Origin of the sequence: Shewanella loihica PV-4, assembly GCF_000016065.1 — a bacterium.
Classification (GTDB): domain Bacteria; phylum Pseudomonadota; class Gammaproteobacteria; order Enterobacterales; family Shewanellaceae; genus Shewanella; species Shewanella loihica.
On record NC_009092.1, the window covers coordinates 1426292 to 1437913 of the forward strand.

The 11622-nt window shown below is 54.6% G+C and carries 11 protein-coding genes; 8 read left to right on the forward strand and 3 right to left on the reverse strand.

Annotated elements, in window-relative coordinates; genetic code table 11:
• Nucleotides 1-157 precede the first annotated feature (157 nt).
• From gshA to SHEW_RS20085, 6 genes are all read left to right on the forward strand, one after another.
• Nucleotides 158-1747 carry a glutamate--cysteine ligase gene (gene gshA, locus SHEW_RS06325; RefSeq protein ID WP_041406515.1) on the forward strand — a complete coding sequence of 530 codons (1590 nt, stop codon included), beginning with the start codon at nt 158-160 and terminating at the stop codon, nt 1745-1747.
• Nucleotides 1748-1749: 2 nt separating this feature from the next.
• Nucleotides 1750-2190, forward strand: a complete 441-nt coding sequence (locus SHEW_RS06330; RefSeq protein ID WP_011865030.1) for a hypothetical protein — start codon at nt 1750-1752, stop codon at nt 2188-2190.
• Between the two features lie 98 nt (nt 2191-2288).
• Nucleotides 2289-2906 carry a transglycosylase SLT domain-containing protein gene (locus SHEW_RS06335; protein ID WP_011865031.1) on the forward strand — a complete coding sequence of 206 codons (618 nt, stop codon included), beginning with the start codon at nt 2289-2291 and terminating at the stop codon, nt 2904-2906.
• A gap of 322 nt (nt 2907-3228) precedes the next feature.
• Nucleotides 3229-3738, forward strand: a complete 510-nt coding sequence (gene purE / locus SHEW_RS06340; protein WP_011865032.1) for a 5-(carboxyamino)imidazole ribonucleotide mutase — start codon at nt 3229-3231, stop codon at nt 3736-3738.
• Nucleotides 3739-4217: 479 nt separating this feature from the next.
• Nucleotides 4218-4766 (forward strand): sigma-70 family RNA polymerase sigma factor, encoded by a 549-nt coding sequence (locus SHEW_RS06345; RefSeq protein ID WP_190272425.1) that lies wholly within the window; start codon nt 4218-4220, stop codon nt 4764-4766.
• On the forward strand, nt 4766-5533 hold the full coding sequence (locus SHEW_RS20085) for a hypothetical protein (RefSeq protein ID WP_011865034.1): 768 nt from the start codon (nt 4766-4768) through the stop codon (nt 5531-5533). The genes SHEW_RS06345 and SHEW_RS20085 overlap by 1 nt, the downstream gene beginning before the upstream one ends.
• Nucleotides 5534-5583: 50 nt before the next feature.
• Here SHEW_RS20085 and SHEW_RS06355 read toward each other — a convergent pair whose 3' ends face one another.
• Nucleotides 5584-6027: a hypothetical protein gene (locus tag SHEW_RS06355; RefSeq protein ID WP_223294771.1), complete on the reverse strand. Its 444-nt coding sequence runs from the start codon at nt 6025-6027 to the stop codon at nt 5584-5586.
• A 147-nt stretch (nt 6028-6174) separates the two neighbouring features.
• Here SHEW_RS06355 and SHEW_RS06360 point away from each other — a divergent pair, with 147 nt between their 5' ends.
• Nucleotides 6175-9489 (forward strand): S41 family peptidase, encoded by a 3315-nt coding sequence (locus SHEW_RS06360; protein WP_011865036.1) that lies wholly within the window; start codon nt 6175-6177, stop codon nt 9487-9489.
• Between the two features lie 205 nt (nt 9490-9694).
• Nucleotides 9695-10594 (forward strand): porin family protein, encoded by a 900-nt coding sequence (locus SHEW_RS06365; protein ID WP_011865037.1) that lies wholly within the window; start codon nt 9695-9697, stop codon nt 10592-10594.
• A 67-nt stretch (nt 10595-10661) separates the two neighbouring features.
• Here SHEW_RS06365 and SHEW_RS06370 read toward each other — a convergent pair whose 3' ends face one another.
• Together SHEW_RS06370 and SHEW_RS06375 are read right to left on the reverse strand one after the other, a co-directional pair.
• Nucleotides 10662-11180 carry an OsmC family protein gene (locus SHEW_RS06370; RefSeq protein WP_011865038.1) on the reverse strand — a complete coding sequence of 173 codons (519 nt, stop codon included), beginning with the start codon at nt 11178-11180 and terminating at the stop codon, nt 10662-10664.
• A 91-nt stretch (nt 11181-11271) separates the two neighbouring features.
• Nucleotides 11272-11550 carry a hypothetical protein gene (locus SHEW_RS06375; RefSeq protein ID WP_011865039.1) on the reverse strand — a complete coding sequence of 93 codons (279 nt, stop codon included), beginning with the start codon at nt 11548-11550 and terminating at the stop codon, nt 11272-11274.
• Nucleotides 11551-11622 lie beyond the last annotated feature (72 nt).

Consider the following 11622-nt stretch of genomic DNA (forward strand, 5'->3'; position numbering starts at 1 on the left):
GGCCCTAGCGGTGAGCATTAACTCTGCTCACCGCTTTATTTTTTCCCTTGCCAAGGATCTAGCACAGCGGCTATTTTGTGGTGATGGCGAAAGCAAACGCGCTTTTTGCAGGTCTGACTTGCAAGGCAAACGGTTGAAGCAATGAGAGACGAAGAATTTGAACTCTTTCGATGAAGTGATAGGCCTACTCGACAACGAGCAGGGAAGCGCCGCACTGGCAGGTATGCAACGAGGTATCGAGCGCGAAGCATTGCGTATTGAGCCGAATGGTCATCTGGCCATGGATAAACATCCTAAGGCGCTCGGCTCGGCACTGACCCATTCGCGGATCACCACAGACTACAGCGAGTCCCTGTTAGAGTTTATCACCCCTGTCTATCAAGATATCTCAGCCTTGCTGACGGATCTCACCCAGACCCACGCCTTTTCGGTAAGGCACCTGGGCCTGCAGCAACTCTGGCCGGTGAGCATGCCCTGTTATGTCGGCGATGTAGCCGATATCCCCATCGCCGATTATGGCAGTTCTAATACCGGGCAGCTAAAGCGTCTGTACCGCAAAGGCCTCACCTATCGCTATGGCGCCCAGATGCAGATCATCTCTGGCGTGCACTTTAATTTTTCCGTGTCTGATGCACTGTGGGAGCTGCTCTATCAAGGCTCGGATAAACGCCTGAGCAAAGGCGATTTCATCTCTGAATCCTATTTTGGATTGATCCGTAACTACCGCCGCCTGGTATGGGTATTGCCATATCTGTTTGGCGCCTCGCCGGCGCTGTGTGGCTCCTTCATCAAAGGTCAACAAACTGATCTCGCCTTCGAGAAGTTAGGCAAAGGTACCCTCTATCTGCCCTATGCCACCTCGCTGCGCATGAGCGATCTGGGTTACACCAACAAGGAGCAGGAGCGGCTCAACATCAGCTACAACTCGCTAGCTGAGTACCTCGAAGGGATCAACGCGGCGATCAAGATGCCATCGGCTCATTTCGAGAAGATCGGCGTCAAGGTCGAGGGCGAGTTCCGTCAGTTAAATGCCAACGTGCTGCAGATAGAGAACGAGTTCTACTCGCCCATTCGGGCTAAGCGGGTAACCCTCGCCGGCGAGAAGCCTTCTCAGGCCTTGGCCCGCGCTGGGGTCGAATATATCGAGGTGCGTGCACTGGACGTCAACCCCTTCAGCCCTGTGGGGATAGATGCCGATCAGGTGCGTTTCCTAGATCTCTTCCTGCTGCACTGCCTATTGACGCCATCGCCAAAGAGCGATGCGACAGATGAGGCCGCCATTGGCGCTAACCTAAGTAAGGTGATCACCCGTGGCCGTGAGCCTGGATTGACCCTGAATCGTGGGGGCGAGCAAGTTACGCTACAGGCCTGGCTCGAGTCCCTGTTTGGTGAGCTAAGCACCTTGGCTAAGCTGCTCGATGGTGAGGGACAGGCTTATCAAGACAGCCTGGCACATTGGCTCGAGGCGGTGCGCGACCCAGCCAAGACGCTATCTGGTCGCGTGATGTCTGCACTATTGGCCGAGGGGATAGATCATAGCCAGTGGGTGAAATCCCTGGCGAAAGACTATTACCATGCCCTGCGCGATTATCCGCTGACGCCTGAGGTTGAGGCGGCCTATGAGGCGGCGGCCGAGCAATCCTTGGCGGCCCAGGCCAAGCTCGAGGCGGAATCAGTGCAGGATTTCGAGCAGTATCTTGCCGACTATTTCGCCGAGGCGCCCGCGCCGGTAGATCAAGTGGTATAAGCATGAAGGCTCGCGCTATTGGTGCAGGTATTGGCCTGCTGACACTGTCTATGCTGTCGGGCTGCGCCTCTGGCCCCGACAACGAGTCGCTGTGCGCGACCGTGTCTGGCTATCAGATGCCGGATGAGTCTCAGGGCTTGTACCGCGCCGTGGTGACCCATCTCAACGGTAAGCCTGTGATCTCAAGGCCCAACTATCGTCTCGCGCCGGGGGAATATCAATTCACCCTGGCCGAACTCATCGACTCGCCGCGACTCAAGGTGAAACTCGCGGCGCGCCAGACCAAGACATTGACGCTGCATCTCGAGGCGAATCAGCGCTATCACCTGGCGGCTCAGTTTAATCAGGACAAGATCTATCGCGGCCTGGATACCGACTACTGGCAACCCGTGGTGTGGGCCCAGGAGTCTCATGAGTGTGAGTTCCTCAACGAATCAAACTAATGGATTGATAGCATGGGGTAAATTTGCCGCCTGGCGATTGCTTCTCTACTGCAAGGATGTGAAACTAGCCCAATGTGTTTAATGTTTTCGGTCTGTTGATGAGAAAGATTTCCTTAGCCTTACTTGCCGTTAGCTTCCTGTCATTGGGGGGCTGCGCCACCTCACCGCCAGAGGATCCTGAAAACCTCTGCGCCATCTATCAAGAGAATCGAGACTGGTATGAGGCCGCGGTCGATACCCGCGAAAAGTGGGGCGTGCCGGTACATGTGCCCCTGGCCATGATGTATCAGGAAAGCTCATTTAAACACAACGCGGCGCCGCCGATGGAATACTTCTTGGGCTTTATCCCCATCGGCCGTGCCAGCGACGCCTATGGTTACGCCCAAGCTAAGACGCTAACCTGGGATGACTATGTGCGCGAGACGGGCAACTCCTGGTCGAGCCGCAGCAACTTCGACGATGCCATGGATTTCATGGGCTGGTTTATCTACAAGACCCACAAGATAAATGGGGTCTCCAAGTGGGATGCCCGCAATCAATATCTCAACTATCACGAGGGGTGGGGCGGATATAAGCGTGGTACCTACAGGCAGAAGCCTTGGCTGATCAAGGTGGCCGATAAGGTCGACAAGCGCTCTAAGCGTTATGCCGCCCAATACCGCAGCTGTCAGGAAGATCTTGACTCCTCCTGGTTGTGGCGCCTCTTCTTCGGTTAACCCTAGATGTGGGCTTCGTCAGCTTTTAAAGCTGCAGGCGAGGCCCAAAAAAGGTATTTACCGTGTCGTTAATGTGCCTCCTCCATGTGCCTCCTCGGGGCCGTTATTCCGTCTTTGTTCCTCGAAAAATTGCCTACCTTAAACTCAAGAACTCACTGTTTTTATCAGCGTACAATAACTGGCAGTTATTTTGAGGCTAAGTCAATGCTGCTTAAGCCTTTTTGCGCTACTTAGCTTAATCCCGGCGATCACTGTTATCTGCATTTAAAAATGACTATAATGCGCGCAAAACAATAGCCTTACCCTACAAAAAGGATAAAAGATGACTAAGCCATTTGTTGCCGTACTCATGGGATCGGATTCTGATCTCCCAACAATGCAAGCCACCTTAGATGTACTTAAAGCTTTCGGTATTCAATACGAAGCCAAGGTGACCTCGGCGCACCGTACGCCTGCAGCGACCCACGCTTACGTTCACGATGCCGAAGAGCGTGGTTGTAAGGTCTTTATCTGCGCGGCGGGTCTGGCGGCTCACCTGGCAGGTGCCGTAGCCGGTATCACCACACGTCCGGTTATCGGTGTGCCAGTAGATTGCGGTCCACTACAGGGCCATGACGCTCTGCTATCGACAGTGATGATGCCTGGCGGCGTGCCTGTGGCTACCGTAGCTATCGGCAGCGCGGGTGCGAAGAACGCGGGTTACCTGGCGGCGCAGATGCTGGCCGTTGGCGATGATGCCCTGGCACTTGCGGTAAAAGAAGAGCGCGCTAAGTCGGCTGAAGCCGTACAGGCAAAAGATGCCAAGCTACAAGAGAAGCTGGCTAACGCTTAATGCCTGCCTAATGGCTGCTTGATGCCTGTATAAAGGGACTTCATCAGCCTGAGACGCCGCCCGTTCGGGTGGCGTTTTTTTATCTCATCTCTCGCCTATCTCTTGCTCTTCTCATATTCATTTTTCTGATCATTTTTACTGCATTCATTTTTTAACTGATGTTTAACCCTTTTTCATTTCCCCTACGTCTATAGCTGTGAAGGGCGCTTTTACCTAATGGCTAGGATGAATAGCTTGGATGAAAGGCTAGGATGACAGAGGCGTGGGATAGACTTAGTCCTAGGCGTCGCGACTTGCCCGAATATATACCCGTAAATTGCTGAAAAGCGAAGCAACTTGTTGCCAAAGCATGGACAAACCCCGTCGAGGGATGCAGACTCAGCTATTGCATGAGTTTAACGCCGCTCGAGGAGTCGGTATGAGGGAGTCCCAGCGTGGAACAGGTATCTGAAGTAACTGCAGATAGTGATCAAATCCTGATGGCGCAATACGCCCAGGGAGATCAAGGTGCCTTTGAGCAGCTTTATCATAAACACAAGGGCGGCCTGTATCGCTATTTCAAGCGTCAACTAGGCGACAGTGCCCTGGCCGAAGATCTCTATCAAGAGACCTGGAGCCGGGTGATTAAGGCCGCCGCAGGCTATGAGCAGCGCGCCAAGTTTACCACTTGGCTCTATCGCATCGCCCATAACTTGCTGATCGATCATGTCAGGGCGCTGAAACCTGTGGACAGCCTAAGCGACCCGGCAGGCGAGGAGCAGTCCTTGGAGGCTGTCATCCCCAGCGATGAGAGCGGCCCGGACGGTCGGCTAGAGGATGAGCAGAAGGCCTTGCTCTTAAAGCATTGCATCAGCCTTCTGCCCCATGTGCAGAAAGAAGCCTTTCTGCTGAATGTGGAGATGGGATTTACCGCGGCGGCGATAGGTGAGATCGCCGGGGTTGGCATGGAGGCCACTAAGAGTCGAATTCGTTATGCTAATCAGGCGCTCAAGGCCTGTGTGCAACAGAAAATGGCAGGAGCAGTCTAATGTCAGATGAAAACGATAAAATGCTCTCGGATGCCGAGCTAAAGGCGCTCTATCTGGCTAAGGCCACAGAGCAGCCTTCAACAGAGCTGGATGCCCGTATCCTGGCGATGGCCCAGCAACGCCTAACTGAACATGCTGGCGAAAGTGAGCAGAGCGGGGCAGCCAATGTTATTCAGGCCAGCTTCTGGCGCCGCTATCGCTGGCCGTTGTCATCGGCCGCCTCAGTGCTGCTGTTATCCAGCCTCTTGCTGTTGAACCTCAATGGCCCCCCCCCCATAAACGATCAAGTCCGGCCCATGCTTGCCAGTGAGCCTCAGGCGATGCGCATGGCAGCACCTACTGAGCAGCAAGAGCCGAAAGTGCAGCAGGGCCCGAGTGCCCAGGCTGATGCAGCAGATGCGGAGCTGGCAAGCCCTCAAGCCGTGACTATGATGGCGCGTAAAGCGCCTATTGATGTGAAAACAGAGAGTCAGGCCGATGGCCAAGGCGAGCTCGAATCGTTAACGGCGCAGCAAGTCGGTGCTGCTGATCTGGATACTACAATAGATGCAAAAGCAACGACTCAGGCCAAGGCGGTGATATCGGATATTCAGGCGGTGAACCATCTGCAGCAGCTGGTCGATAGCAAGCTGTGGGGTGATGCAGATACCCTGTACCACAGACTGCTCAAGGAGCGTCCAAGGCTGAAAGATAACAGCCATCCCCAGCATGAGCAGTGGCAAGCGTTATTGAAGCAGATTAAGGCTCACTCGCAGAGTAAAGAGTGACAGTAACTGAAACAATAGCATTGAAAACGGGGCCTTAGTGCCCCGTTTTGTTATTCAAACCAAGATTTTACCGCATCCCAAATTCCCAGCGAGTGGCCTTCGAACAGATCAATCCCCAACGCGGATTTCAGCAGATAGAGGAGGAGTAACCCCAGGCTCAGGCTGATCAGGATAAGAGCGATGATGACGCCAAACAGCGCCAGGCTGGAGAGACGTTTCTCGCGCCGGGTGAAAGCCCGGCGGTTGCGCCCCAGCAGCATCACATAGTAGAAACGCCAGGGGATAAAGGGGATGGAAAAGGTGCCTCGGCTGTCTATGGCGTGTCGCTGCCAGCTGCGTCCCTGCAAGGCGTTATCTATCGCCTCGAGTTGTGCCTGACTAAAGCTTGCCGCCAGCGCCTTGGGTTGGCTCGCCAGAAACTGGGCGATGCGCCGGCTCTGCTCACTGGAGGCTGGCGTCTTTTTTGTCACCTTAGTGTCGATATCCTGTCCCATAGCCACCCGAGATAGAAGGAATTTTGGCCTAAGTATAGTTGTACACATTTGCTAATACTTCTTTAGCCACAAATTACTGTAGATTTAAGGAAAGTTTGCTACCTTGTTGCCCCATAAGAATAAATCCGACTTAATTATGGGCGCTTTATGAAACTCTCTCACCTGTTTGCCTGCTGCGCAATTGCATTGGGCACCGCTTCTTCCGCACCACTTTTTGCCGCTCAAGCTGAAAATGTAAAAGCTGAAAGCCAGGCTACTGAGCAGAACGTCGGCTACTACCGCTCGCCTGCGATTCATGGCGATACCCTGGTATTTACCGCAGAAGGGGATCTCTGGATTCAGCAGTTAGGCGATGCCCAGGCGAGAAGGCTTACCAGCCTGCCAGCGCAGGAGCTAGGCGCCGCCATCTCAAACGATGGCCAGCAGCTTGCCTTTGTCGCCAACTATGAAGGGGCGAGTGAGGTCTATGTCATGCCCATTCAGGGCGGCGTCGCCAAGCGAGTCAGTTTCGAAAACAGCCGTGTGCGGGTGCAGGGCTGGACGCCAGATGGCAAGGTGCTCTATGCCACGGATAATGCCTTTGGCCCCGCCAACTATTGGGTGCTGCGCAGTGTCGACCCTGAGAGTTTGACCACGCAAGATCTGCCGCTGGCCGATGCCATCGAAGGCGTGGTGGATAACGCCGGTGAATATGTCTACTTTACCCGCTTCGGTCTGCAAGCCACCGGCGATAACGCCAAGGTGTATCGCGGCGGCGCCAAGGGAGAGCTGTGGCGCTATAAGCTTGGCAGTGACCAGGAGGCTCAGCCTTTAACCGCCGAGCATGACGGCTCGGTGCGCCAGCCCATGCTGTGGCAGGACCGTCTCTATTTCGTCAGTGATAGTAGCGGCAACGATAATATCTGGTCCATGACCTTAGATGGCAAAGACCTGCGTCAGCTTACTCAGTTTAGCGACTGGCAGGTACGCGGTGCTCGTCTCGAGCAGGGACGCGTGGTGTTCCAGCAGGGCGCCGATATCAAGCTTTATGATATCGCCAGCAATCAGGTGTCTACCTTGGATATCCACCTGACCTCAGATTTTCCTGAGCGCCGTGAGCACTGGGTCAACAAGCCGATGAAATATGCCACCTCCACCAGCCTGGCGCCCAATGGTGACAAGGTGGTGATCACCGCCCGCAGCCATGTGGCACTGGCGGGTACAGATGGCTCGCGTTTGGTTGAGCTGGGCCTGCCGGGAGACTACCGGGTTCGCGGCGCCGTGATGAGCCCCGATGGCAAGTGGGTCTATGGGATCAGCGACGCCTCGGGCGAGCAGGAGATCTGGCGCTATAGCGCAGATGGCAGCGATGAGGCCAAACAGCTCACCCAAGATGGCAAGGCCCTGCGTATGGCGCTGAGCCTCTCTCCCGATGGACGCTACATTGCCCACGATGATTACAACGGCGACCTCTGGCTCTTGGATCTCAAGAAGGGGCGCAACAGCAAGATATTGACCAATGGTCAGGGACTTGGCCCCTATGGCGATGTGGTCTGGTCGAACGACAGCCGTTTCATCGCCGTCACCAAGGATGAACGAGGTCAGCTAAGACCACAGATAGTGCTCTACTCTCTGGAAGAGGAGAGAGCCGAGGCGCTGACCAGCGACAAGTATGAGTCTTTCTCGCCCGCCTTTAGCGATGATGGCCAGTGGCTCTATTTCATCTCTAATCGTGAGTTTAATGCCACCCCAACCTCGCCTTGGGGCGATCGCAACATGGGACCGGTTTTTGACAAGCGCGGGCAGATCTTCGCGCTGGCGCTGACGCCAAAGGCGGTATTCCCCTTCAGCAAGCCAAACGAGTTAAATCAGCCTGCGGCCAAAGAGGAAGAAGCGGCTAAAAAGCCCGCTAAGACCCAGGTTCAGTGGCAGGGGCTCAGCAAGCGCCTGTGGCAGGTGCCGGTCGCCTCTGGTAATTACAGCCAGCTACAGGTGACCGAGAAGGGACTTTACATGCTGGCTAATTCTGTCGACCGCGCCCAGGCTCCAAATCTGATGTGGGTCAAGTTCGACCCCCTCGGCCCTAAGGTGGAAACCTTCAGCGAAGATGTCGCCAGCTATGCGCTCTCTGGCGATGACAGCAAGCTCTTCCTGCGTCGCCACAGTAAAGGCGGCGCGGAGATGCTGATCGTCGATACGGGCGAATCCCTGCCCAAAGATCTTGCCCATGCCAAGGTACAGACAGAGCAGTGGCAACTGGCGATCTCTCCGCAGCTCGAGTGGCAGCAGATGTTTGAAGATGCCTGGCTGATGCACAGAGATTCCTTCTTCGACAAGAAGATGCGCGGCCTCGACTGGCAGGCGACCAAGGCCAAGTATCAGCCGTTGCTGGCCAGACTGACCGATCGTCACGAACTGAACGATATCTTCATGCAGATGATGGGCGAGCTCGATGCCTTGCACTCTCAGGTGCGCGGCGGCGATCTGCCACTAGATCCTAATCAGCCCCAGGGCGCTAACTTAGGTGCCCGCCTGTTACAGACCAAGCAAGGGGTCCAGATAGCCCATATCTATCAAAACGATGCCGAGTTACCCCAGCAGGCTTCACCGCTGGCGAGAGTCGATGTTGATGCCAAGGTGGGCGACATCATCCTGGCGATCAACGGCAAACCGGTTGAAAACGTTGCCGATGTGGCCCGCCACCTGCGCAATCAGGCGGACAAGCAGGTGCTGCTAACTCTCAAGCGCGATCGCAACAGCTTCAAGACAATCGTGTTGCCGGTGGCTAACCGCGCCGATGCCAAACTGAGATATCTGGACTGGGTCAACAACAATAACCAGAAGGTGGCTAAGGCGGCCGATGGCGAGATAGGTTATCTGCATCTGTATGCCATGGGCTCGGGCGATATCGCCAACTTTGCCCGCGAATTCTACGCCAACATAGAGAAGAAGGGCCTGATTATCGATGTGCGCCGCAACCGTGGCGGCAATATCGACAGCTGGATCATAGAGAAACTGCTGCGCCGCGCCTGGATGTTCTGGCAGCCAACTCAGGGGACGCCGAACACTAACATGCAGCAGACTTTCCGTGGTCATCTGGTGGTGCTGACCGATCAGCTGACTTATTCAGATGGCGAGACTTTCTCTGCCGGCATCAAGGCACTAGGTCTGGCCCCGCTCATCGGTAAGCAGACCGCCGGGGCCGGTGTCTGGCTCTCGGGTCGTAACTCGCTGACCGACAAAGGGATGGCGCGGGTTGCCGAGTATCCTCAGTACGCCATGGACGGACGCTGGATAGTGGAAGGCCGCGGCATTAGCCCAGATATCGAGGTCGATAACCTGCCACATGCCACCTTTAAGGGCGAGGATGCACAGCTGAACAAGGCGCTGAATTACCTCAAGCAGAAGCTGGAGTTAGAGCCTGTGCTACCCATTAAGGCGCAGCCTATGCCAAGCAGCGGGATGGCTCAAGACGTCAAATAACGCCTTTATTTGCCTTTAACTTAACCCAAACCATTTTAGGGGGTTACCGACCAAGCAGTTCCCAGGTCGGTAACCTCCATTTTTATGGGCGGCTGTTGCTGTTTTTTTCTGCTGTATCAGATACAAACTGCAAAAATTGTATTAGCTTATAGGTATGTCGCAGCCATCGTTTAGGTTGCTAGGTCGGAATATCAGGAAGGTGAACATGAAAACCACTTATGGAGTTAGCAAAGGTCGCAACGTCACTGATGCCTTGTTGCGACTGGGCGCTGTATTATTGAGTACGGTTTCCTTAGGTTCTGCACAGTTAGCCCATGCCGAGCAGCAGGGTTTTTCTGTTACCCTGGGCGGTTTTTACGCTAACTCTGATTCCGGCATTGTGGTGCAAAACCCAGATCTCGGTAAAGATTTCACCCTAGATTTCGAGAACGATCTGGCCCTGGTAGAGAAGGAGCTCCTGCCCACGCTGGAACTGGCCTACTGGTTCAATGAAAATCACGGCGTCTATCTCGACTGGAAACGACTGGATCGCGAGGCCCGTAATCGCTCAATCTCTAAGCCCTACGAGTATACCGAAGTGAACTCGGGCCAGACCTACTTGGTGCAGGCGGGGGCGGATATCAGCACCATCTTTAACGTGGATATTCTGCGCCTGGGCTATCGCTATAACTTTTACAGTGGCGAGGATGTCGATCTGACCCTGCTTGCCGGTCTGCATATCATGTGGCTCAAGCTGCAGTTTGTGGGGGAAATTGGTGCCTGCGTCGACGACCAGTGCCAGGTGGTGGACGTTAACCCCAAGAGCAATGCCCTTACCGAGGTGACGGCGCCGCTACCCGATCTCGGCCTGCAAGGGCGCTACCGTATTAACGATCGCTGGAGCCTCTCAGGTTGGGCGCAGTATTTCTATGTCAGCCTGGGGGATACCAAGGGGCAATTGTTTGATTTCAGCGCCGGGGTCAACTACCGGCTGAATGATTCTCTGGATGTGGAGTTGGGCTATAAGTATTACAAGATAGACGTCGAGGTCGAGAAAGATCTGGCCGATTTCGATATCTATTATGGTTTTAAAGGCCCGGCTTTGTCGCTAACCTATCAGTTCTAGCCCTTAGCGACAATTATCCCTTAGAGACACAAGCCCTTAGCGATACTAACCCTTAGAGACATTAGTGTTAGCGCTTTTGGCGAGGCGCTATCTCAATGGCTATCTCTTTGGCCAGTGAGTTGGCGATAAAGCAGTGTTTGTGGGCGAGGGCATGCAGCTTAGCTAGCTGTTCTTCGCTCAGTGGCTGCGCCATTTCAACCTCAGGGGTAAGTGCTATGTGGGTGATAGCCATCTGCCCCTTTTCATTTCTTCCCAGCTCGGCCCTTGCCTCGTCGCGATAACTCAGCAGCGTCAGACGCTTCTTCGCCACTATGGTGAGAAAACTCAGCATGTGGCAAGCCGCCAGCGCGCTCAGCAGACTCTCCTCAGGATTGACCTTTTCCTGGCTACCTTGATACTCGGGGGCAGCCGAACCTGCGACGACTTGACCGCTGGCGAAGCTAAGCTGGTGATCCCGGCTTATCTTTTCGTCGCCTGTACCAGAGTCTTTAGCTAGAGGCTCTCTTTGCAGAGGCCCTGAGTTTTGTGCAGTGTGATGGCTACCATGAGTGGCTGGTGGCCAAGAGACGGTAACCGAAAAAGACATGCTATCGGGCCCACTGGAATGCAAAATAGAATGCGGCCACTATAGCAAACTTTGAAAATGTTTGGGGAAAGCTTGAAAACCTGAGAAGGCGCTATGCCGCATCCCGCTGCGCCGCCTTTTCATGGGTGCGCAGGTCAAGACTGCTGTGGTTGAGACTGCTGTGATTAAAAGTGTTGTGGTTAAGAGCGCTTTGGTCGAGAGCACTTAGCTTTAGCGCGAGTGGCGATAGCGTGACCCTGTCTTGAGTCAGTTCGGCGGCGCTTACGAGTTGTCTATGGTGATCGTCACCACGACTCTTGGTCATCGCAGCCTTATCGCTGGGGAGTTGGCGGGTCCATCTCTGATAGGCCGCTGCAGGTGAAATTCGCATGGTATCTGCCCTTGCTGTTTGGCGCCTGTCTATCAGGAGTGTTATCAGGTGCCATAGTGTTTGCTGAGCAGA